Genomic DNA, 21,334 nt, shown 5'->3' on the forward strand with positions numbered 1-21,334 from the left:
GCGTCGCGCTAGGTCTGGCCATCCATCGAAGAGGCATGACATGACCGTTGCAAAAAGACGCGTGTGGTGGGGTGATTACCGGACCACCGAATACGCCGCGATCGACCCGGAGGCGACGATCGCGGTGCTGCCGGTGGCGGCGATCGAGCAACACGGCCCGCATCTGCCGGTTTCGACCGACACCTCGATCATGAATGGCATGCTTGAAACGGTGATCGACCGCCTGCCCGGCGATCTCGACATTCGCATTCTGCCTGTTCAGGCGGTGGGCAAGTCGAACGAACATTTGCATGCGCCGGGAACCCTGACATTGCCGGCCGCGACCTTGATCGAGGCCTGGACCGAGCTTGGCCTGTCGATCGCGCGGGCCGGTGTGAGAAAGGTGATCGTCGTCAACTCGCACGGTGGCAACGAGGAGATCATGGGCATCGTCACGCGCGAATTGCGCGTGCGCGCGAAAATGCTGGCGGTGAAGACGAGTTGGCAGCGCTTCGGCCGGCCGGCCGGTATGTACACCGAGCTTGAGGACCGCCAGGGCATCCACGGCGGCGATGTCGAGACGTCTCTGATGCTGCATTTCCGGCCGGAGCTCGTCGACATGGGTAAAGCCGACAATTTCGTTTCCAACGTCGCCCGCGCCGAAAAGGAATTCTCGCTGCTGCGCCACACCGGAACGCATGCCTTTGCCTGGATCGCCACCGATCTCAACCCGAACGGCGTGGTCGGCGACGCCAGCATTGCAACGGCAGAAAAGGGCCGGCTGACCGCCGAACATCAGGCCGACGGTTTCATCAACCTGCTGAAAGATGTGCAGAAGGCAAAGCTCGCCGACTGGCTGGCATAGTCAGGCGTCGATCTTCAACGCGAAGGGCGTGCCTTCGAAGGCATCCGCGCCGCGCCCGATCGCCTGGATCGCTTCGATCATCCGGCCGTTGCGATCGAGCAGCGCGTCGGCGACCGCGATCAGCCGCGGGTTGGGCGTCGCCATGGGCGACAGCGAGCGCAGCGTTTTGGCCAGTTCGACCTCATTGCGCCTCGGCGCCAGCGCCGCAGCGATGATGTAGGCGGAGGCGGTGGAACGGCTGATGCCGGCATAGCAATGCACGACCAGCGGCCGTGCGCGATCCCATTGGCGCGCGAAATCGAGCAAGCTGCGGACATGCTCCTCGCCCGGCATGGTCATGCCCTCTTGGGCCACCGCAATGTCATGCATGACGAGATGCAGATGGTTTTCCCTGGCGATCGAGGCCGGGCGCGTCACGTCCGTGCCGGCAGCGAGCAGGGAAAGCAGCCGCTCGGCGCCGGTCTTTGCCACCGTTTCTTCGACTTTTGCCAACGAACAGACATGGATCATTGGATCGTTTCCTTTGCCTGATCGTCGCGCCGCGAAGCCCAGTCGGCAAGGGCCGATTCGAGCCGCTGCCATTCCTCGTCCGGGCCCGGCAACCCGGCGCGCAGCACATGCGGCCGGTCGGAGAAATGGCGAAGCAGGATGCCGCGCTCGCCGAGCGCCGAAAACAGTCCGGTGGCATCCGTCAGCCTGATATAGCGAAACAGCGTCGTGCCGCCGGCAACAGGGACGCCGAAGCGGTCGAACAGTGCGTCGAGCCGCGCGGCATCTTCGACCAGCCGGCGTCGCATGTCGGCCTGCCAGCCGGTATCGGCAAGCGCGCGAACGCCATATTCGAGCGCTGGACCGGCGACCGCCCACGGCCCGAATTGCGCTTCCAGCCGTTCGACGGTCAGCGCATCGGCCAGCGCAAAACCGAGCCGCAGGCCGGCCAGTCCGAAGAACTTGCCGAAGGAGCGCAGCACGACGATGCCGCCTCGGTCGATGTCGCCGGCCAAGCTTTCCGCGCGCGGACCGACATCCATGAAGGCCTCGTCGACGACCAGCAGGCCGCCTTTGGCGCGCAACTTTCCGGCAAGCAAAAGCAGCCTTTCGCGTTCGACGACGCGTCCATCCGGATTGTTGGGGTTGACGACGATGGCAAGGTCAGCGGCTGCCAGAGCCTCGAAGTCGTCGGCCTCTGTCGCCGCATGGCCGGCGACCGCAGCTGCCCGCTGATGTTCGGCGTAGGTCGGCCCGAGCACTAGCGCCTTGCCGGGGCTCACCAGCGAAGCGACGCGCGGCAGGAGGATTTGCGTTCCGGGCGCTGCTGCCACATTCGCTGCCGATGGCGCACCATAGGCTCTCGCCGCGACGTCAGCCAGCTCGCGGGTGCGCGCAGCTTCCGGCAACCGTGACAGAGCGGTGGCGGGCAACTCAAAAAGCGGATAGGAGTGCGGATTGATCCCGGTCGAGAGGTCGACGAAAGGCTGCGGCGCGTGCGGGAAAAGCGCCCGCGCCCGGCCAAGACTTCCGCCGTGGTCCACCACTGCTCCCGCTCCATCAAGAAGCTTCATGTCGATCCTGATTGCCTTCCTGTCACTGATTATTGAATTCGCCCTCGGCTACCCGGCCTGGCTGTTTGGTGCCATCGGTCACCCTGTCACCTGGTTCGGCAGCCTGATATCCTTTCTCGATCGCAGGCTCAACCGCGCCACTGATCCCGACGAGCAGCGTCGTTCTTCGGGCGTTGTCGCGCTGCTGATCATCGTGCTGGTGCCGGCCGCCGTTGCCTTCGCGGTGGAAACCGCGCTCTGGCAGGTCCTGCCCGCCGGATTGTTGATCACGGCGCTTCTGGCGACATCGCTGCTGTCGCAGAAGAGCCTGGCCGAGCATGTCGAGGCGGTGGCCGACGCACTCGACACCGGCGGGCTCGCCATCGGCCGTGCTGCCGTCTCGCGGATCGTCGGCCGCGATCCGGAAAAGCTCGACAGGGCCGGCGTCGCGCGCGCGGCGATCGAAAGCCTGGCCGAGAATTTTTCCGACGGCATCGTTGCACCCGTCTTCTGGATCGGCGTCGGCGGGCTGGCCGGCGGTGTCGCCTACAAGGCTGCCAACACTGCCGATTCGATGATCGGCCATCGCACCCCGCGCCATGAGGCCTTCGGCTGGGCAGCCGCGCGCTTCGACGACCTGATCAACCTGCCTGCGTCGCGGCTGACCGCGCTGCTGATCGTGCTTGCCGCTTTCCTCGTAAAAGGCGCCGATGCAAAAGGTGCCTGGCGCGCTGTACGGCGCGACGCGAAAAAACACCGCTCGCCCAATGCCGGCTGGCCGGAGGCGGCGATGGCCGGTGCGCTCGGGCTGGCGCTTGCCGGGCCGCGCAGCTACGGCGGCGTCGCGGTCGATGATGCGTTTATGGGCGAAGGCGGCCGGCGTGAGGCGGAAAGCACCGACATCAGGCGAGCGCTGAAGCTCTACCAGGTCGCCGATTTTCTGCTGATAGGCCTGTTCGGCATAATCTCGGCGATCGTCATCGTCGCGTGAGGGTAGCAGCAAACCCTTAGAACTCTATCCCTTGCTGCGCCTTCACGCCGGCGGAAAAATGGTGCTTGGTCATGCCCATCTCGGTGACCAGATCGGCCGCCTCGACCAGCGCCGGCTTGGCGTTGCGGCCTGTGACGACGACATGCAGACCTTCGCGCCTGACCTTCAGCGCAGCGACCACCTTTTCGAGATCGAGATAGTCGTAGCGTAGCGCGATGTTCAGCTCGTCGAGCACCAGAAGGCTGATCGACGGATCGGCCATCAGATCGAGCGCCTTGGCCCAGGCCGCCTCGGCCGCAGCAATGTCGCGCTTCAGATCCTGCGTCTCCCAGGTGAAGCCTTCGCCCATCGCATGCCAGACGACGCGATCGCCAAAAGTGGCAAAGGCGTCTTTCTCGCCGGTGTGCCATTTGCCCTTGATGAACTGGACGACGCCGACGCGCTTGCCGTAGCCGAGCATTCTCAGCGCCAACCCGAAGGCGGCCGTGGTCTTGCCCTTGCCGGGACCGGTGTTGACGATCAGCAGCCCCTTCTCGACCGTCTTGGCTGCAACCTCGGCATCCTGGACAGCCTTGCGCTTGGCCATTTTGGCGCGATGGCGTTCCTCATCCTTACCGTCTATCTGCTTGCCATCAGCCATTTCATTTCACCTTGAGCGGCAGCCCTGCCACCATCAGCAGCACGGTATCGGCTACGGCCGCGACCTGCTGGTTGAGCCGGCCGGCGGCGTCGCGAAAACGTCTTGCCAGGGCATTGTCCGGCACGATGCCCTGACCAACGTCGTTGGAAACCACGAACCATGGTCCGCGCGGCCGCGACAGCACATCAGCCAGCTTTCGGCATTCGGCCTCGATGTCATGTTCGGCCAGCATATGGTTGGTCAGCCACAGCGTCAGGCAGTCGATCAAGACAGCCCGGTTATCAGGTAGCGCCCCGATCGCGCCGGCAAGATCGAGCGGCGCATCTATGGTCGTCCAGCCCTCGTCACGACGCGACCGGTGCAGTGTGATGCGATCGCGCATTTCGTCGTCATAGGCTTGCGCCGTGGCGATATAGCTCCACGGTGCCGGACAGGCCGTCACCAGTTTTTCGGCATGCGCGCTCTTGCCGGAGCGTGCACCGCCGATGATGAAGGTCAGCGCCCTATCACGTGCAACGCGATCAGACAAAGCTGTCGCGCAGGCTGGCCGCCGTGCCGGTGAAACGTCCGCGCACCACGCCGACAACCGCCCCAAGCACCAGCCAGAACACCAGATTGGTCAGCGTCACCGCTACCACGAACTGATGGTGCAGGCCCTCGGGAATGGCTGTCCCGAAACTGTCGGGCTGCGGCGCGCCGACAATGTGCGGTGCCACGAGCAACGCCACGGCAAGCAGCGCCAGCGGCAGCGATTTGCGGAAGGCGATCAGGCCAAGACCGGCAGCTGTCGCAACCATCGTTGCCGTCCACCAGATCTGGCGCTGAGTGAGATCGGCCGCCGGCATAGCCGGCAGTTCGGGCGGCAGGCCAAGGCCCGGCGCCAGCGTGAACACGGCAAAGCCGGCAAGGCCCCAGAACAGGCCCTGACGCCAATTGCCGATACCGCCGGCGAATTCCGAAGCTGCGACCAGGATCAGCGCAAAGCCGATGCCGGTGACGATGTTCGAGACGACGCTGAAGGCGAAGCGCTCGAAGCCGTCAGCCGGCGCCCAGCCTTCATCCTCAGCCGGAGCGGCTATCTCGGCCGGCGCCGGCGCGGCGGTGCTCATGGCATTGGCGTCCGTGGCGTTGGCGGCCGGCGCGGCGGCGTGGTCATGCTGGTGGCCGCCTCCCGCCTGTTCGTAGACTTCCGCCTTGAGAATGAGCGGCACGGTGGCATAGGCCTGCATGCAGGCGAGAACGACGCCGGCCACAAGCCCTGCAATCGCCGCGATGAACACGACGTTGCGAAACAGTGTCATGATGTCAGTTCCTCGTCAGTGGCAGGGAAACGCCATCGAATGGCGATAGTCGTGAGCGGCATTGTGGACCGCATCGATATGCGAGAAACCGACGAAGCCGATGACGAAGATGCCGAGAAATGCAGCGAGCGCGAGCTGCATGAAGCGCGACTGGGAGGAGACGGAAGTGCCGAGCGAGACGGAAGCGGTATTCATGTCTTGTCCTTTCGCCCTCCACCCGAGGGCATAGAAGTCAGTTTTCCTGTCGCCGGCAGGTCTCCTGGCTCGCGGAATAGCGCCCTTCTCCACCTTCCCGAAGAAAAATCTTCAGTGGCATATGGAGAGGACTACCGCACACAGTTGCGGGGGCAGCCACGGCATTGGGCAAAAGAATTCACCCTCACCGCATTCCCTCTTGGTCCCAAAACGGAACCGACGACATCGGCGACTATAGGCAGAATCGCCGCGCCCGGCAAACCAAATTCCGCCGGAACCCAGCGGGAATGCGCCATACCTGGCCTCAGCGCCCGGACGCGGTGATCCGCTCGGCAACGAGGTGCTGCAGGCGCCACAGATGGCGGTCGTGAATGCCGCGTTCCTCAAGGTTTTTCACCGTGTTGTAGAGGTAGTCGGCGCCTGATCCCCAGTGCCCGCAGGACGTCGCCAGTCTTTCGACAACCTGCTCTTCGCCGAGCGATCCGGCATAGGTGGTGCCGTTGCGGTTGATGACGAAAGCCAGCGCCTTCAACGGACCACTGTCGCTTGCGAGCCTGAGAACGCGCGGCTGGTAGCTTGTCGGCTTCAGCGTCATTTCGCGCCTGAAAAGCCTGTCCAACTGCTGCCGCCGGTTATCGTCGCTCAGTCGAAAGGCGACGCCCTTGCATTGTCCGCCGCGGTCCAGCGCCATCATCAGGCCGGGACTATCCTTGGTGCCCCGCCAGCGCTTCATGTTCATGCAAAAAGACCGGTGCCAGCCAGGCGCCACGGCGACACGTTCCCCGACATGGTCGATTTCGGGTTTCCAGATCAGCGAACCGTATCCAAACAGCCAGAGCGGTTCACCGGCAGGGAGTTCAGCCTGCAATTGGTCCAGCATCGTGTCATAATCGCCGTCGTCCAGATGCGCGGCATCCGGGTCAGGTCCGGCATCTTCGACCTGGCGAAAGCACCGGGCGACCAATTCCTGTGTGAGCGACATTGTTCGCGCGGACATGGCTTATAACCTTGCATGGCCGGCAGGAAGCCGGCTTGATGGGTCGATCTTAAAGTCCGCGACAGCGCGCCACAATCCACACAGCCCTTTCAGCCTGAGCGTCAAAGAGATTTCGGCAGATATCGCCACGTCACGAAACCACAGATCGCCGCCAGCAGGCCGAGGGTGGCGAAGACCGAGCCCAGCCCGAAAAACGCCAGCACCACCGAATAGACCAGCGGCGGCGTCAGCTCGGAAAAGTCGAGATAAGTGCGATAGACCGCCGCCATCTGCGCCCGCTCATAGAACCGCACTGAACGCATGAAGGCGGTCGAGCCGAGCGCATCAAGCGCAATGGTGAAGAACGCGCCGCAGAGCAGGAAAGCGCCGGTGAGCAGCGGCACGGCTTCGCCGACGGCGCCAGCCGCCAGCAGCATCGCCGACATTGCGAGAAAAGCAAACGTCATGGTTCGTCGGCCGCCGAAGCGCTTTCCCGCCTTGCCCCAAAAGATGGCCATGAACAGCAGCGCGTTGCCTGCGGAAACCAGGAGGCCGCCGGCGAGCTTGCCCTCGCCGGTGACCACCATGAACAGTGGCCCGTAGACGAAGAACGTCGTCCAGAAGCAGGAGCGGCCGAAGGCGATCAGCCATGCCAGCCTGAGCCGCGGCTGCGCGACGAAGCGGCCGATATTGGCCAGGGGGTTGGCCGGCCGCGTCTTGCCTGGACGGATCGACTGGTTGTCGCCGAGCCGGTAGGTCCAGAACAGCGCCAGCAGGATCATGGCGAAGACGACAACCGCGCCATGCGCGGCATAGATACCGAAGCGGGTGTAGAGAAAGATGCCGAGCGTCGGCCCGCCGGTCCAGGCGAACATCGACCATGCCATGCGCTGCGATTCGGCCTGCATGAAATCGGTCTTGCGGATGTGGTCCATAATGTAGAGGTTGAGCGTGATCGACAACGCGCTGGCGCCCATGACACGACAGAGCATGCCGGCCAGTTGCCCCGCAAGCGTGTGCGTGACGAACAACATCGAGCCGACGGCGAGCAGGCAGGCCCCGGCAGTGTAAACCCAGCGCCGGGCAAAGCGCCGGATCAGCAGCGGCATGAACAGTGTCACCGACAGGCCGAGAAGCGCAACGATGGTATAGAGGATCGAGACGATCTGCTCGTCGTGGAGGATTTCGTAGGCCTGGATCGGAATGACGCTCGATATGGTGGCGCGCGCGAAGGACTCAACCGCATAGAGCGAGGAGAAGGTGCGCGCATCCGCCGGCCGCAAGGCCGGAAGCCAGACCGGATGGCGCACGTGAGTGGCGGCCATTGGCCCTCCGACAGTGGAATCGCCGGCCAAATCTGGCCTCGCGAGCAGGCGGTCAGTAGCAGGAAATCGCGCGCTCAAGCCGAAAAGCGAAGCCGGTCAAAGGCTTTCCGCCGTTGGCCTAAAGCGCCATGATGTAAACAGGCCCCGCACAGTGGCGGGCCGGCACCAAATGCCACGCATGGCCAGCTTCTTTTGTCGGGTGCAACCGTGATAGTCGTCTTGCAGGGGGCTGAATCAGAATTGCGAGACCATGAGCATTCACGCGCCAACCGAGCCCGTTCAGCAACAGCCTAAGCCCAAGCGCATCATTGCCATCGACGTGGCACGCGGCATCGCCCTGCTCGCCATGGCAAGCTACCATTTCACATGGGATCTCGAGAATTTCCACTACGCCGACCCCGGCCTGACAGCCTTTGGCTGGTGGAAGTTCTACGCGCGCTGCATCGCTTCGACCTTCCTGTTCCTGGTCGGCGTCAGCCTGTTCCTTGCCCATGGCAAAGAAATCCGCTGGAACAGCTTCTGGAAGCGTTTCGCCATGGTCGCCGGGGCGGCGCTCGCCATATCGGCCGTCACCTGGTTCGCCACACCCGATGGCTTCATCTTCTTCGGCATACTACACGAAATCGCGTTGGCCAGCCTGCTCGGCCTGCTGTTCCTGCGGCTGCCGGCGCTGCTGACGCTTGTTGTAGCGGCGAGCGTGATCGCTGCGCCCATTTACCTCAGGTCCGTGACTTTCGACCAGCCTGCCCTGTGGTGGGTCGGCCTGTCGTCGACCAATCCGCGCTCCAACGACTATGTTCCGCTGCTGCCCTGGTTCGGCGCCGTGCTGCTCGGCATCGCGGCGGCGAAACTCGCCTCCGCCTCCGGCATGCTGACGTGGCTGGCGAACCTCACGCCTGGCCGCTGGACAAACCCGCTGGTCTTCATCGGCCGGCACAGCCTCGCCTTCTACCTGATCCACCAGCCGGTACTGTTCGGCTCGGTCTGGCTGTTTTCGCAATTCATGCCGGCGCCGATCGAGACCAGGGAGGTGAGCTTCCTGAAATCGTGCCAGATATCCTGCGAGCAAACACGCGACACGGAATTCTGCTCAAGCTATTGTGTGTGCATGCTCGATACGCTGCAGGCCGAAGCCACGCTTGATCGGCTCTACAGCGGCGACCAGACTGCGGAGTGGAAGGCGCATATCGCCGGTCTCGCCAACACGTGCACCGCCAGGACCGACAGCACCATGATGGAGGGAGGGCAACAATGACCGACAGCCAGCCGAAACCCGGGCGCATACCATGGCCGCCGCTGATCTATGTCGCGGCTATCGCCATCAGCATAGCGCTCGGCCTTCTCTATCCGCTGCCGTGGATCGGCGATCTTCTGGGCGACATCCTCTTCGCCGCCGGCTGGGTGGCTTTGTTCGGCGTCGCCGCGCTCTGGTTCACGGCGATCCGCACCATGGTTCGCGCCAAAACGACGCTCGACCCGAACGCCGTGCCTGATCATCTGGTCACCTCTGGCCCCTTCGCCGTCAGCCGCAATCCGATATACCTGGCCAATACGCTGCTGTTGATCGGCGTCGCCTTTGTCTCGGGGATTGCATGGTTCCTGCCGCTGGCGATCATCGCGGCCTTCGCAACGCAAAAGCTGGCGATCGAAAAAGAGGAAAAGGTGCTGGCGACGAAGTTCGGCAAGAAATACCGGGACTACGCGAAAAGGGTCCGGCGCTGGATTTGAGCAGTCGGCCTCCACAAGGCCTTTTCAAGAGGCCGCTCAGGTGTTGACGCCGAGCTCGGCCAGTCTCTCGACGCAGGACTCCTCGGCCTGATCGAGTTCGGCCAAGGTCTCCTCGAGGTCCCGGCGCTTCTGGCGCAGATCCTCGCGCTTTTCCTCGATGCGCTTGATCATCAGCTTGAGCTGGCCGACCTCGCCGGGCGGCTCCTTGTACATCTGGATGATTTCGCGGATCTCGTTGATCGAAAAGCCGAGCCTTTTGCCGCGCATGATCTGCCGGATGAGATGCCGATCAGAGGGGCGAAACAGCCGGGTGCGACCGCGCCGCACCGGCTGCACCAGCCCTTCGTCCTCGTAGAAGCGCAGCGTCCGCGTCGATACGTCGAATTCGCGGGTCAGTTCGGTGATCGAGTAATATTCCCGCATTGTCGCTCCACATGCCGGAATCAGGTGCGATTGCCCTTCATTCGGCTCCGCCCTTCGTCCCCAAAGAGGCTCATCACGTGCCGGAATCGGCCCGATAGCCCTCTTCCGACAAGCCTCGCACGGCATTTACGTAAAAGTCAATTGAAGGCGGAGCTTCGCTTAGCGTACGGCGAACCACCATGTGGCGAGGCCAAGGAAGGCAAAGAACCCGACGACATCGGTGACCGTGGTGACGAAAACCGCGGATGCCACAGCAGGGTCAACCTTGAACCGGTCGAGCAGCAGCGGGATCAGGATGCCGGCCAGTGCGGCCACGAACATGTTGATGATCATCGCCGCCGCAATGATGCCGCCCAGATTGGGGTCGCGGAACCAGGCCGCAGCGACGAAACCGATGAGGATGGCGAAGACGATGCCGTTGATGAAGCCCACCCCCATCTCGCGGCGGATGATGCGGCCGGCATTGTAGATGTCCAGGTCCCTCGTTGCCAGCGCCCGCACCGTGACGGTCATGGTCTGCGAGCCAGCATTGCCGCCCATGCCGGCGACGATCGGCATCAGTACGGCCAGCGCCACGATATGTTCGATCGTGCGGTCGAACAGGCCGATCACCGAAGCCGCCAGGAACGCCGTCAGCAGGTTGACGAGCAGCCACGGGACGCGCGAGCGCGAGGTCGAAAAAATGCTGTCCGACAATTCTTCGTCGCCGACACCGCCCATGCGCAGCAGATCTTCCTCGGCCTCCTGCTGGATGACGTCGACAACGTCGTCGATGGTCAGCACGCCGACGAGGCGTTCGTTCTCATCGACGACGGCGGCGGAGAGAAGGTCGTATTGTTCGAATTCGCGCGCGGCCTCTTCCTGGTCCATGGTGGCCGGAATGGCATGCCTTGTCTCATGCATGACCTCTTCGACCTTTACTGAGCGCTTGGTGCGCAGGATCTGGTCGAGGTCGATGGCACCGAGCAGCTTGAAGCTCGGATCGATGACGAAGATCTGGCTGAACCGGTCCGGGAGGTTCTTGTCCTCGCGCATGTAGTCGATGGTCTGGCCGATCGTCCAGAATGGCGGCACCGCGACAAACTCTGTCTGCATGCGGCGGCCGGCGGTCTCTTCCGGATAGTCGAGCGAGCGGCGCAGCCTTATCCGTTCGGTGAACGGCAGTTGCGACAGGATCTCATCCTGGTCTTCCTTTTCGAGATCTTCGAGAATGTAGACCGCGTCGTCGGAATCGAGTTCCTGCACCGCCTGGGCGATCTGCGCGTTGGGCAAATTGTCGACGATGTCGCGGCGGATCGCCTCATCGACCTCGGTCAGCGCGGAAAAGTCGAAGTCGGCGCCCAGCAGCTCGACCAGCGCACGGCGCTGTTCCGGATGGAGCGCTTCGAGCAGGTCGCCGAGTTCCGACTGGTGCCGGTCGCCGACTTCACGCTTCAGCGCCAGCGTGTCGCGATCGGCGATCGCCGCGCCGATCTGGGCCAGGAACGACGACAGAATGGCGCCGTCCTCGCCGTAGATATCGGCGTGGCTGTCTTCAGCGGCCCTGACGCCGATCATGTGTTCGTCCTGGCCTTCCACCAGCGCCTCCCGCCATCAGAATTCCGGAAAAGGTGCGTGTCAGGTCTAGAGCATCGAACCCAAAAGTGGAAACCGGTTTTGGGAAAATCTGATGCTCAAACGCAAAGATCGAGCGGCGCCACGATTCGACCTGAGAGGCCGCCGCTCCATGGCGCAACGCACGGGAATATCAAATGAAATGCGCCCTGTCCTGGATGCGGAGTGAACGCTGCCAAAAGGGAAGACCGTGGAGACTCTGGTCCGTGCCAATCGGTGCGGAAGCGATTGGCTTCGGAACGACGACGTCATCCCCCGATTTGGCTGGTCGAACGTTCGTGGATTGTCGCGCCTGATTGAGCATCGACTGCGGCTAGGCTGACCTCATAACCCCATAGGCTGCGGACATGGCGCAAAGTGGCGTCGCGGCTGCTGTCCTCCAGCATGATGCCGTCCTTGACATTGTGATGCAGTCGCAAATGCCGGTCGCCGAGCAAATCCACATCCACCACCTGGATATCCGGCCGGCTGGCGCCGATGTCGTAGCTGTGAGCGAGCGCGGCGCGTATTTTTTCGTAGCCACGCTCATTGTGTATCGACTGGACTTCGTAATGCGGTTCGCTGGCCGTGTCGGCGAGGACAAAGAACCGCCATTTTCGAATCAGCGCCGGGCTCAGATACTGGCGGATAAACGACTCGTCGCGATGGTTCCTCCACGCGTCGAGCAGTGTTTCACGCCAGTCGCCGTTGCCAGCGATATCCGGGAACCAATCGCGGTCCTCAGCGGTCGGCTCAGTCGATATGCGCTGGATATCCTGCATCATATCAAGGCCCAGGGCATAGGGATTGATGCCGGAAAAACGCGGATCGTCGAAGGCCGGCTGGAAGATCACGTTCGAATGGTTTCGCAGGATCTCCAACATCGCGCCTTCGCTGATCCGGCCCCGATCGAACAGCATGTTCATGAGTGTGTAGTGCACGAAGGTGGCGCAGCCTTCGTTCATCACCTGCGTCTGCCGCTGCGGATAGAAATATTGCGCGATGATGCGCACGATCCTGATGATTTCGCGTTGCCAAGGCTCCAGGATCAGGCTGTTCTTTTCCAGGAAGTAGAGCAGGTTTTCCTCGGGCAGGTTAAGCGTTTTCTTCCGCTCCGCCATGCCGAGGTTCTCTACGCCAGCCTTGTTCTCGCCCTTTGAAGGTGGCAGCGTGCGCCACAGATCGTTGTAGGAACGCTCTTCGTACTCCAGGCGCTCGCGAACACCGTCACGCTGCTTCTCCGACGACAGCTTCGGTGGCCGGTGATACCTGAATACGCCCTGTTCCATCAGCGCGTGGGCCGCATCGAGGATTGCCTCCACCGCAGTCACGCCGTGCCGCTCCTCGCAATGGGCAATGTAGCCCTTGGCAAAGTCCAGGTAGCTCAGGATAGCGCCGGCGTCGGTCCATTGCTGAAACAGATGATTGTTCTTGAAAAAATGATTGTGGCCGAGTGCCGCATGGGCTGTCACCAGGGCCTGCAGGGCCATGGTGTTTTCCTCCATCAGGTAAACGATGCAGGGGTTGGAATTGATGACCAGTTCATAGGCGAGCCCCCGCCCGGCTTTGCGATAAAGCAGTTCCTGGTAGAGGAAATGCTTGCCGAAAGACCAGTGACGATACATCAGCGGCATGCCGACCGAGGAGTAGGCGTCGAGCATCTGCTCGGATGAGATGATCTCCATCTGCACCGGATAGACGTCGAGGTGAAGCTCTTCGACCGCGATCGCCTCGATGGCTTCGTAGGCCCGCGACAGCGTCTTGAAATCCCAGTCGGACCCCGAAAAGAGCAAACCGGATTTGCTCGCTTGATTGGCCATCAGCACCCTCTCAAGCACTCTTCTGCAAGGCCGGTTGCCTGGCAAAAAGCTGGCGAAAGACCGGATAGATGTCGGCCGCGTTGGCGATGCGGCTCATCTGGAAGTTCGGCCATTTCTGGTTGACCACGCTGTAGGCTCGCCACAGCGATGTCCCGTTGTCGGTGGTGCCGAATATGTGGCTCTCGCGTTCATCAATGATCTCAACATAAGCGAAATATTGGCAGAGCCGCATGATCTGGCCGTCGAGGAGGGCTATGCAGCGCTCGGAATCGGTGGCGAAATTGTCGCCGTCCGACGCCTGGGCGGCATAGATGTTCCACTCGTTGCTGGGATAACGCTCCTCGATGATGCGGTGCATCTCCTCGAGCGCCGTGGAAACGACCGTGCCGCCGCTTTGCGTATGGTAGAAGAAAGTTTCCTCATCCACCTCGTGCGCCTCGTGCGTATGGCGGATGAAAACGATTTCGGTGCGGTCGTAGCGCCGTTTCAGGAACAGGTGCAGCAGCACGAAGAAGCGCTTGGCCAGATCCTTCTCTCGTTCGCCCATCGAACCGGACACGTCCATGAGGCAGAACATGACCGCATTGGCATTCGGTACGGGTCGGTGGTCGAAGCGGTTGAAGCGGATGTCGACCGGGTCGACAAAGGCGATCCGCCTGCGGCGGCGCTCCAACCACTCAAGCTCTTCCTGCAACGCCGTGATGCGCTGGCGTGCGGCCGCACTCGGCGGCTCTGCCTCCAGCGTTGCGAGTTCTTTCGAAATCGCATCAAGCTCTTCCTGCTTGGGACGCCTGAGCGCTATGCGGCGGCCATGACTGTTTCGCATCGTGCGTCCGACATTGATGTTGGTTGGCGAGCCGGTCGCAGCGAAGCCGGCGCGGCGCGGCTTGAAGGCGACTATCTCCTTGAGATTGAGCTTGACCATGTCGGGAAGCTCGAGGTCCTCGAAAAAAAGATCGAGCACCTCCTCGCGCGAAAGCACGAAGCGAAAATCGTCCTCCGATATCGTCGTCCCTGGAGACGACCCTGCGCCGCCGCCCTGTCCGGGCCTGGGGATTCGGTCTCCCGGAGCGAAATGCCTATTTCCCGGCAGGACGTGCTGACGCCTGCCGCTGTCCCTCGCATCGTTGAAGCGCGGCTCGTCTGTGCCCCTCGCCGGCATCGACACGATATGCTCGCTATCCACGTCGGCGATCCTGCCGGTGCGGATCTGATCCCGGATGCTTCGCTTCAGCTCCTCGCGCGCACGCCGAAGGAAGCGCTGGCGATTGCCGAGGCTCTTGTCCTTCGGGTTCAGTCGGCGATCGATAAAGATCGGCATGGAAACATCCTGGCTGGCCTCAGCCCGCCTTGTTCACACGCATGTACCAGTCCACCAACCGGCGGACCTGACGTTCGGTGTAGCCGCGTTCGACCATCCGCTGCACGAATTCGTTATGCCGTTTCTCCGTTACACTGTCCTGCTTGGAGCCGAAGCTGATCACTGGGAGCAGGTCCTCGACCTGTCCGAACATCCGCTTCTCGATGACTTCACGCAACTTTTCATAGCTTGTCCATGACGGGTTGCGGCCATGGTTTCTCGCCCGGGCGCGCAGCGTGAATTTCACGACCTCGTTGCGGAAGTCCTTGGGATTGGCGATGCCTGCCGGCTTTTCGACCTGCGACAGTTCGTTGTCCAACACCTCGCGGTTGAGGATCTGGCCCGTATCGGGGTCCTTGTAGTCCTGGTCCTCGATCCAGGCATCGGCGTAGGCGATGTAACGGTCGAACAGGTTCTGGCCATATTCGCTATAGGATTCCAGATAGGCCTTCTGGATTTCATGGCCGATGAATTCGGCATAGCGCGTGGCGAGCTCCGACTTTATGAAGTCGAGATAGGCCGCCTCCGCTTCCTTCGGGAACTGCTCGCGCTTGATCGCCTGCTCCAGGATGTACATCAGATGCACGGGATCGGCGGCCACCTCCTTGGTGTCGTAGTTGAACGTCTGCGACAGGATCTTGAAGGCGAAGCGCGTGCTGACGCCGGTCATGCCTTCATCGACCCCGGCGGCATCGCGATACTCCTGAACCGACTTCGCCTTAGGATCTATCTCCTTGAGGTTCTCGCCGTCATAGACGCGCAACTTGGTATAGAGCGGCGAATTGTCGTGCTCGGCAAGTCGGGTCGAGACGGTGAACCGGCTGAGAATGTCCAGCACTTCCGGAGCACAGGGGCTGGCGGCCAATTCGCTTTCGCGCAGCAGTTTTTCGTAGATCTGCTTCTCTTCGGTGACCTGCAGGCAATATGGCACCTTGACCACAAGGATACGATCGAGAAAAGCTTCGTTGTTCTTGTTGTTCTTGAACTGCAGCCATTCCGATTCGTTGGAGTGGGCCACGACGATGCCCTGGTAAGGGAAGCTCCCGAAATTTTCGGTGCCGTTATAGCTACCTTCCTGGGTCGCGGTCAGCAGCGGATGCAGCACCTTGATCGGCGCCTTGAACATCTCGACGAACTCGAGCAACCCTTGCGTCGTCCGGTTTAGTCCGCCGCTATAGGAATAAGCGTCCGGATCGGACTGGCTGAAATTCTCCAGCTGCCTTATGTCGACCTTGCCGACCAGGGCCGAAACGTCCTGGTTGTTTTCATCACCCGGCTCGGTCTTGGCGATGCAAATCTGGCGCAGCCGCGAGGGCATCAGCCTGACGACGCTGAACTTGGAGATGTCGCCGGACAATTCGTCGAGCCGCTTGGCCGCCCAGGGCGAGATCAGGCCATTCAACCGGCGCCGTGCGATCCCGTATTTATCCTCCAGGAGGTCGCCCATACGATCGGGATGGAAGAGCCCGAGCGGCGATTCAAAAACCGGGCTGATCTCGCTGCCGACCTTCAGCGTGTAGATCGGGCGCTGCTCCATAAGGTTCTTCAACCGCTCCGCCAGGGAGGACTTGCCGCCACCAACCGGGCCGAGGAGATAGAGTATCTGCTTGCGCTCTTCGAGCCCTTGCGAGGCATAGCGGAAATAACCGGCGATGCGCTCGATCGTATCCTCCATACCGTAGAAATCGGCGAAAGAGGAATACACCTTGACGGTCCGGTTGGAGAAAATGCGGCCCAGCCGCTCGTCCTTGCTGGTGTCGACCAGAGTGGGCTCGCCAATCGCCTCGACCATCCGTTCGGGCGCCGAGGCATACATCGACTTGTCCTCGCGACAGGCAAGGAGATATTGCTGGAGGCTCATCTCCTCCTGAGCCGCACTGGTGTAAATCTCCGAAAACAGATCGAAGACGTCGGACTGGTTCTCTCGCATGGTGTTCTCGCCCCGAGGCCGGTCTGGGTGGTTGCGGCCTCTTTGCGTATTCAACTGTCGGAAAGCGTTGTTGTTCCCTTCACATAGCAGAGAGCTGCCTAAGCCTCTTTGCCCGCGTCGGTTTCGATCCTCTGCCTCGAACCGCCGCGATGCGACCTACTGCCCACATGGGGCGGCCTTCAAGCTTAAAAGGCAGCTATTGGACGGCAAACGCTTTTGCGGATGTGAACGTATAGCATCTTTGCGCCTTGGCTTGAAGCCAGAACCGCGTCACATCAGTTGAAAACATGAGCGGGTTACTCGGGAAGCGACAGCCAAGCGCTCTTTTGTCGCAATTCTGCATAGCCGAGGTTGCGGCGGTGCTGGCGGTGTTGGCATCATTGCCCGCCGTATTGCACCGATTACTCATGCCGTCTGAGCCAAGCATGCAGACATCGTCGTCATGCTGCTGCGGACGACAGTGCATATACCACGATCCTGACGCGCCGGCAGCCTGCCGCCGTGCTCGCTTCCGTCAAGGGCAAGGCTTCGCCGGCCGGATTTGCTTGCCGCAAATTGCGCCGCGATGAGCGTAGGCAGCCATTGGCAAGCGTCCGGCCGCCCTTGACCTTCGCTGCGCGCGGCGGCCACCTTACGGGCGATCGGTCGAAGGGCTTGACCGGCGCCCGATCGATCAAAGGGCTTGACGCAGCAAGACAGCTGAAGCGCAGTCGGAGCATCCGATCAGCCTCGTTCATTTGACAAGGCCATCGCGTCCAGATATCGAACAGGATTATACAGGTTCACTGAACAGGTACCCATATGAAGCGGCGCTCGGTTCAACTCTCTCCCGGCACGGGCAAACCCGAGCAGATCGCCACCGTTCTCGAACATGAAATCCGCTCCGGCGTACTCGGTTTCGGCGACCGCCTGCAAAGCGAGAGCGAGCTCGTCCAGCGCTTTTCCGTCAGCCGCAATACGGTCCGCAAGGGCCTCGAGGAGCTGTCCAGCCGCGGGCTTATCACCACCAAGGTCGGCATCGGTTCTTTCGTCACCTTCGACGGCAAGCCGGTTGATGACTCCATCGGCTGGTCGCGGGCGCTCGCCAACGCCGGCGCCAATGCCGAGACGCGGACGCTGCGACTGGAGGTGATCGAGGACGCCGATCTTGCCGCGCTGCTAGGCATAGAGAGCTCGTTTTTCATCGCTGTCGACCGGGTGCGCACCAATGCCAGCGACGGCCACGCTATCTCCATCGAGCGCAGCCGCCTGCCGCTGTCACCCGAACTGGAGGACGTGCCGTTGCGCGGGCTACGTGAAGGCTCGCTGCACCAGACGCTGCGCGGCGCCGGCCTCATTCCCGACCATGGCGAGGAATGGGTCGGCATCGAGATGCTCAACGCCGAGGACGCAGCCATCCTGGGCTGCCCGCAAGGCACACCCTTCCTGCGCGGACGCCGGCTGACGCGTGCTGCCGATGACCGGCCGATCGAATATGTGACCAGTCTGCTCAACCCGGCGCATTTCGCGCTGCATATGAGGTTCTGAGCGATGCCGGACCACACCAAGGACACGCTCGATCGCGCCATGGGAGCACTTGTCGGCGGGGCGCTGGGAGATGCGCTGGGCATGCCGACGCAGCTTTTGTCGCCGGCCCGGATCGCCGAACTCTACGGCCATGTCGAGGGCTTCATTGCTCCTTTCGCCGACCATCCGGTGTCGAAGGGGCTCCCCGCCGGAGCGATCACCGACGACACCGAACAGGCGCTACTGCTTGGCCGTATCCTGGTCGAATCCGGCAACCGCTTCGACCATACGCGATGGGTCAATGCGCTGCTCGACTGGGAGCGCGAGGTCAAGGCGCGCGGTAGCTACGATCTGCTGGGGCCATCGACCAAGCGCGCCATAGATGCCATCAACAATGGCGTGCCGGCGGAAGAGGCCGGGCGCAACGGCGACACCAATGGTGCGGCCATGCGCATCGCGCCTGTCGGCATTATGATGCCGCTGGAGCCGCTCGACGCGCTGGTTGCCAAGGTGGCTGAAACCTGCCGGGCGACGCACAACACCTCGATCGCCATTGCGTCCGCAGCCGCCGTTGCGGCCGCCGTCAGCTGTGGCGTTACCGGCGGTGACTGGCGCACCGCTTCCGACAGCGCCATCGCGGCCGCGAAGCGAGGGGCGACGCTCGGCCACTGGGTGACCGGCGGTGACATCGCCGCGCGCATCGCCTGGGCGCAGGATATTGTGCGTGGCAAGGCCACGAAGGAAGCGATCGGGCTGATCACCGATCTGGTCGGCACTGGCGTCGCCAGCCAAGAATCCGTTCCGGCCGCCTTTGCGGTGCTGGAAGTCGCTGGTGGCGATCCATGGCAAGCGGCGGTCATCAGCGCCAATCTCGGCGGCGACACCGACACGATTGGCGCCATCGCGGCCGGCATGGCCGGCGCCTGCACCGGCTTTTTGCGATTGCCTCAGGACCGCATTGCGGACCTCAAGGGCATCCACATAGCGGAAGTTAGGGCGCTCGCCGCCGACCTTGTTGCGGCGCGAATGTCCAAGGGTTGTGCGGACAAGACCAGTACCGGCAAGGACGCTGCGGCATGCGGGCGTCTTGTCCACGTCGGCAGCGCGGTGGTCGACTATGTCTACCGCATCGACGCCTTGCCGGCGCCTGGCACCGAGAAGACCGCTTCGAGTTATGCGCATTTTGCCGGCGGCGGCTTCAACATGATGGTCGCGGCCACCCGCACCGGCATGACCGTGGTGTTTGGCGGGCAGCTTGGCAGCGGACCCAATGGCGACTTCCTGCGCGCCGCCTTCGCCACTGAGGGCATCGAGACGCTGACGCCGCCATCGCCTGTCATGGACAGCGGCAACTGCGTCGCCATGATCAGCAGCAATGCCGAGCGCACCTTCGTCTCGTGGCCTGGCGCCGAAAGCCTGCTCAGCCTCGACATGATGGCGCCCGTTGTGGTCGCGCCGGGGGATTGGGTGTTCGCTTCCGGCTACACGCTGAGCTATCCCAAGAGCCGCGACGCGCTCACCGACTGGATCAAGGCGCTCCCGGCCGAGACACCGTTGGTCTTCGACCCGACACCTGTCATCATAGACATTCCGCGCCCTGTCCTGTCGCGGGTGCTCGCCCGCACCACCTGGTTGAGCTGCAACACGGCAGAGGCCGCCGAGATCGCCGGTCCGGGCGAAGTTGCAGCGGTCGCGGCGCTGCTTCTGGAAGCCCATTGCCCGAAGGCTGATGGCGTCGTCATTCGCGCCGGCGCCATAGGCTGTCACGTGCGGCTGGCCGACGGCACCGCGCAAACCATTGCCGGTTTCAAGGTCGAAGCTATCGACACCAACGGCGCCGGCGACACCCATATCGGCGCCTTCGTCAGCGCGCTGGCGCGCGGCGTGCAGCCCTTCGAGGCAGCGCGCTATGCCAATGCGGCGGCGGCCCTATCGGTCACTCGCCACGGCGGCTCGTCGGCGCCAACCGATCAAGAAATCCAGATATTCCTGAACCATGACGCGGCCGCGCATGGCGGAACCAGAAGGCTCATGCCTACCAGCCTGAAAGTCTGACAAGCCCGGGAACCGGGCCAACAAAGAGAGGAACGAAACCATGCGAATGCCTGCACTGACTGCTCTCTTGACGGCGACCGCCGTCTTTACCTTCGCACTTGCGTTCGCCGCCGAGGCCGATGAGGTGCACGTGCTCAACTGGAAGGGCTACGGGGCGGATGAGCCCTGGGCCATCGCGGTCTTTGAGAAGGCGACCGGCAACAAGGTCGTCAACGACTTCTTCAATTCCGAACAGGAAATGCTGACCAAGCTCAGGACCAACCCCGGCCTCTACGACGTCGTCATGATCAACGCCGCCTTCAACGACCAGGCGATGGCGGAAAAGCTGATCCAGCCGATCGACGTCTCGAAGATTCCCAACTATGCCGACATCAGCCCGGACAAGTCGGGGTCGCCGATGCTCGACCATGACGGCAAGGTCTATGGCGTGCCATGGGTGTGGGGTCTGACTGCGCTCGCCATCAACGAGAAATCCTTCGACACGCCGCCGACCAGCATCACCGAAATGTGGAACGAGGCGCACAAGGGCCGCGTGGTCATTCGCGACGACGCTGTCGAAGCGATCCAGTTCGGGGCCATCGCCACCGGCCAGAACATCAACGACATCAAAGACATGGACGCAGTCAAGGCGAAGCTCACCTCGCTGATGCCGCAGATCAAGACGTTCTGGAGCTCGGAGAACGACTGGAACCAGATGGTCGCCTCCAACCAGATCGACATCGGCACCTACTGGAGCGGCTCGGCCGACCGTGCCAAGACGCATTTCAAGCTGCCGGTCTCGCTGGTCATTCCGCAGGAGGGTGCCGTAGCCTGGCTCGACGCCTTTTCCATTCCGGCCGGCTCCAAGAATGTCGCCGGCGCCCAAGCCTTCATCAACTACATGATCGACCCAACCTTCTATGTCGAATGGGTCACCAAGGTCGGCGCGCCGGTGTCGGCCAACACCAAGGCGGTTGCGGCGCTTCCCGAAGATGCCTTCAACCGCAAGGTGATGGGTGATCCGGCAGTCGCCAAGCGTATCCAGTTCCAGGCGCCGATCACCGATGCACAACGCGAGAAGTATTTGGCGCTGTGGCAGGAGCTGAAGGTCAACGTGAAGTAGCGGC

At 62.4% G+C, this 21,334-nt stretch carries 20 protein-coding genes, 1 pseudogene and 1 riboswitch; of the genes and pseudogenes, 8 read left to right on the forward strand and 13 right to left on the reverse strand.

Annotation, left to right across the window (positions count from 1 at the left end; genetic code table 11):
* Positions 1-40 precede the first annotated feature (40 nt).
* Positions 41-844, forward strand: coding sequence for a creatininase family protein (locus tag EN859_RS15265; protein WP_127853721.1), 804 nt, complete (start codon positions 41-43; stop codon positions 842-844).
* Here EN859_RS15265 and EN859_RS15270 read toward each other — a convergent pair whose 3' ends face one another.
* Together EN859_RS15270 and cobD are read right to left on the reverse strand one after the other, a co-directional pair.
* The gene (locus EN859_RS15270; RefSeq protein ID WP_127853722.1) at positions 845-1,354 is read right to left on the reverse strand and encodes a tyrosine phosphatase family protein; all 510 of its coding nucleotides are present in this window, start codon (positions 1,352-1,354) and stop codon (positions 845-847) included.
* Complete coding sequence (cobD, locus tag EN859_RS15275) at positions 1,351-2,406, reverse strand: threonine-phosphate decarboxylase CobD (RefSeq protein WP_127853723.1); 1,056 nt, start codon at positions 2,404-2,406, stop codon at positions 1,351-1,353. Before cobD ends, EN859_RS15270 begins: the two co-directional genes overlap by 4 nt.
* On the opposite strand from cobD, the gene cbiB reads away from it, so the two are divergent.
* Positions 2,405-3,376 (forward strand): adenosylcobinamide-phosphate synthase CbiB, encoded by a 972-nt coding sequence (gene cbiB, locus EN859_RS15280; protein WP_127853724.1) that lies wholly within the window; start codon positions 2,405-2,407, stop codon positions 3,374-3,376. The genes cobD and cbiB overlap by 2 nt on opposite strands.
* A 16-nt stretch (positions 3,377-3,392) precedes the next feature.
* On the opposite strand, the gene cobO is transcribed toward cbiB, so the two are convergent.
* The 6 genes from cobO to EN859_RS15310 all read right to left on the reverse strand — a co-directional run bounded on the left by cobO (position 3,393) and on the right by EN859_RS15310 (position 7,813).
* Positions 3,393-4,016 carry a cob(I)yrinic acid a,c-diamide adenosyltransferase gene (cobO, locus tag EN859_RS15285; RefSeq protein WP_127853725.1) on the reverse strand — a complete coding sequence of 208 codons (624 nt, stop codon included), beginning with the start codon at positions 4,014-4,016 and terminating at the stop codon, positions 3,393-3,395.
* Position 4,017: 1 nt separating this feature from the next.
* On the reverse strand, positions 4,018-4,515 hold the full coding sequence (gene cobU, locus EN859_RS15290) for a bifunctional adenosylcobinamide kinase/adenosylcobinamide-phosphate guanylyltransferase (RefSeq protein WP_127853797.1): 498 nt from the start codon (positions 4,513-4,515) through the stop codon (positions 4,018-4,020).
* A 22-nt stretch (positions 4,516-4,537) separates the two neighbouring features.
* The gene (locus tag EN859_RS15295) at positions 4,538-5,317 is read right to left on the reverse strand and encodes a CbtA family protein (protein WP_127853726.1); all 780 of its coding nucleotides are present in this window, start codon (positions 5,315-5,317) and stop codon (positions 4,538-4,540) included.
* 15 nt (positions 5,318-5,332) lie between these two features.
* On the reverse strand, positions 5,333-5,512 hold the full coding sequence (locus EN859_RS15300) for a CbtB domain-containing protein (protein WP_127853727.1): 180 nt from the start codon (positions 5,510-5,512) through the stop codon (positions 5,333-5,335).
* 36 nt (positions 5,513-5,548) lie between these two features.
* Positions 5,549-5,748, reverse strand: a riboswitch (cobalamin riboswitch).
* A 68-nt stretch (positions 5,749-5,816) separates the two neighbouring features.
* Complete coding sequence (locus tag EN859_RS15305; protein WP_127853728.1) at positions 5,817-6,509, reverse strand: gamma-glutamylcyclotransferase; 693 nt, start codon at positions 6,507-6,509, stop codon at positions 5,817-5,819.
* Between the two features lie 101 nt (positions 6,510-6,610).
* On the reverse strand, positions 6,611-7,813 hold the full coding sequence (locus EN859_RS15310) for an MFS transporter (protein ID WP_127853729.1): 1,203 nt from the start codon (positions 7,811-7,813) through the stop codon (positions 6,611-6,613).
* A 250-nt stretch (positions 7,814-8,063) separates the two neighbouring features.
* Between EN859_RS15310 and EN859_RS15315 the strand changes: the two genes are divergently transcribed.
* Together EN859_RS15315 and EN859_RS15320 are read left to right on the forward strand one after the other, a co-directional pair.
* A complete protein-coding gene (locus EN859_RS15315) occupies positions 8,064-9,068 on the forward strand; it encodes a DUF1624 domain-containing protein (protein WP_127853730.1) in 1,005 nt (334 codons plus the stop codon).
* Complete coding sequence (locus tag EN859_RS15320) at positions 9,065-9,541, forward strand: isoprenylcysteine carboxylmethyltransferase family protein (protein WP_127853731.1); 477 nt, start codon at positions 9,065-9,067, stop codon at positions 9,539-9,541. The genes EN859_RS15315 and EN859_RS15320 overlap by 4 nt, the downstream gene beginning before the upstream one ends.
* Before the next feature lie 36 nt (positions 9,542-9,577).
* On the opposite strand, the gene EN859_RS15325 is transcribed toward EN859_RS15320, so the two are convergent.
* The 5 genes from EN859_RS15325 to EN859_RS15345 all read right to left on the reverse strand — a co-directional run bounded on the left by EN859_RS15325 (position 9,578) and on the right by EN859_RS15345 (position 16,667).
* Positions 9,578-9,964, reverse strand: a complete 387-nt coding sequence (locus tag EN859_RS15325) for a MerR family DNA-binding transcriptional regulator (protein ID WP_127853732.1) — start codon at positions 9,962-9,964, stop codon at positions 9,578-9,580.
* Positions 9,965-10,123: 159 nt separating this feature from the next.
* Entirely contained in the window at positions 10,124-11,542 is a 1,419-nt protein-coding gene (gene mgtE / locus EN859_RS15330; protein WP_127853733.1) for a magnesium transporter, read from the reverse strand.
* A gap of 284 nt (positions 11,543-11,826) precedes the next feature.
* Positions 11,827-13,377: a SpoVR family protein gene (locus tag EN859_RS15335; protein ID WP_127853734.1), complete on the reverse strand. Its 1,551-nt coding sequence runs from the start codon at positions 13,375-13,377 to the stop codon at positions 11,827-11,829.
* Between the two features lie 10 nt (positions 13,378-13,387).
* Positions 13,388-14,698 carry a YeaH/YhbH family protein gene (locus EN859_RS15340; protein ID WP_127853735.1) on the reverse strand — a complete coding sequence of 437 codons (1,311 nt, stop codon included), beginning with the start codon at positions 14,696-14,698 and terminating at the stop codon, positions 13,388-13,390.
* Positions 14,699-14,717: 19 nt separating this feature from the next.
* Complete coding sequence (locus EN859_RS15345) at positions 14,718-16,667, reverse strand: PrkA family serine protein kinase (protein ID WP_127853736.1); 1,950 nt, start codon at positions 16,665-16,667, stop codon at positions 14,718-14,720.
* An 801-nt stretch (positions 16,668-17,468) separates the two neighbouring features.
* On the opposite strand from EN859_RS15345, the gene EN859_RS15350 reads away from it, so the two are divergent.
* From EN859_RS15350 to EN859_RS15360, 4 genes and pseudogenes are all read left to right on the forward strand, one after another.
* Positions 17,469-18,194 (forward strand): GntR family transcriptional regulator, encoded by a 726-nt coding sequence (locus EN859_RS15350; RefSeq protein ID WP_127853737.1) that lies wholly within the window; start codon positions 17,469-17,471, stop codon positions 18,192-18,194.
* Positions 18,195-18,233: 39 nt separating this feature from the next.
* A pseudogene (locus EN859_RS15355) lies at positions 18,234-19,112 on the forward strand (ADP-ribosylglycohydrolase family protein); the annotation flags it as partial.
* Between the two features lie 87 nt (positions 19,113-19,199).
* A complete protein-coding gene (locus tag EN859_RS39265) occupies positions 19,200-20,228 on the forward strand; it encodes a PfkB family carbohydrate kinase (protein ID WP_348632925.1) in 1,029 nt (342 codons plus the stop codon).
* A 40-nt stretch (positions 20,229-20,268) separates the two neighbouring features.
* A complete protein-coding gene (locus EN859_RS15360; RefSeq protein WP_127853738.1) occupies positions 20,269-21,330 on the forward strand; it encodes an ABC transporter substrate-binding protein in 1,062 nt (353 codons plus the stop codon).
* The last annotated feature ends 4 nt before the right edge of the window (positions 21,331-21,334 follow it).

The sequence above is a fragment of the Mesorhizobium sp. M00.F.Ca.ET.216.01.1.1 genome (assembly GCF_004010325.2).
Classification (GTDB): Bacteria; Pseudomonadota; Alphaproteobacteria; order Rhizobiales; family Rhizobiaceae; genus Mesorhizobium.

Bases quoted from the DNA above. Each gene is read 5' to 3' on its own strand.
- EN859_RS15345 (WP_127853736.1), bottom strand. From the start codon at position 16,667: ATGCGAGAGAACCAGTCCGACGTCTTCGATCTGTTTTCGGAGATTTAC.
- EN859_RS15300 (WP_127853727.1), bottom strand. From the start codon at position 5,512: ATGAATACCGCTTCCGTCTCGCTCGGCACTTCCGTCTCCTCCCAGTCG.
- EN859_RS15295 (WP_127853726.1), bottom strand. From the start codon at position 5,317: ATGACACTGTTTCGCAACGTCGTGTTCATCGCGGCGATTGCAGGGCTT.
- EN859_RS15265 (WP_127853721.1), top strand. From the start codon at position 41: ATGACCGTTGCAAAAAGACGCGTGTGGTGGGGTGATTACCGGACCACC.
- EN859_RS39265 (WP_348632925.1), top strand. From the start codon at position 19,200: ATGTCCAAGGGTTGTGCGGACAAGACCAGTACCGGCAAGGACGCTGCG.
- EN859_RS15270 (WP_127853722.1), bottom strand. From the start codon at position 1,354: ATGATCCATGTCTGTTCGTTGGCAAAAGTCGAAGAAACGGTGGCAAAG.
- EN859_RS15310 (WP_127853729.1), bottom strand. From the start codon at position 7,813: ATGGCCGCCACTCACGTGCGCCATCCGGTCTGGCTTCCGGCCTTGCGG.
- cobO (WP_127853725.1), bottom strand. From the start codon at position 4,016: ATGGCTGATGGCAAGCAGATAGACGGTAAGGATGAGGAACGCCATCGC.
- cobD (WP_127853723.1), bottom strand. From the start codon at position 2,406: ATGAAGCTTCTTGATGGAGCGGGAGCAGTGGTGGACCACGGCGGAAGT.
- EN859_RS15350 (WP_127853737.1), top strand. From the start codon at position 17,469: ATGAAGCGGCGCTCGGTTCAACTCTCTCCCGGCACGGGCAAACCCGAG.
- EN859_RS15315 (WP_127853730.1), top strand. From the start codon at position 8,064: ATGAGCATTCACGCGCCAACCGAGCCCGTTCAGCAACAGCCTAAGCCC.
- EN859_RS15325 (WP_127853732.1), bottom strand. From the start codon at position 9,964: ATGCGGGAATATTACTCGATCACCGAACTGACCCGCGAATTCGACGTA.
- EN859_RS15340 (WP_127853735.1), bottom strand. From the start codon at position 14,698: ATGCCGATCTTTATCGATCGCCGACTGAACCCGAAGGACAAGAGCCTC.
- EN859_RS15335 (WP_127853734.1), bottom strand. From the start codon at position 13,377: ATGGCCAATCAAGCGAGCAAATCCGGTTTGCTCTTTTCGGGGTCCGAC.
- EN859_RS15305 (WP_127853728.1), bottom strand. From the start codon at position 6,509: ATGTCCGCGCGAACAATGTCGCTCACACAGGAATTGGTCGCCCGGTGC.
- EN859_RS15320 (WP_127853731.1), top strand. From the start codon at position 9,065: ATGACCGACAGCCAGCCGAAACCCGGGCGCATACCATGGCCGCCGCTG.
- EN859_RS15360 (WP_127853738.1), top strand. From the start codon at position 20,269: ATGCGAATGCCTGCACTGACTGCTCTCTTGACGGCGACCGCCGTCTTT.
- cbiB (WP_127853724.1), top strand. From the start codon at position 2,405: ATGTCGATCCTGATTGCCTTCCTGTCACTGATTATTGAATTCGCCCTC.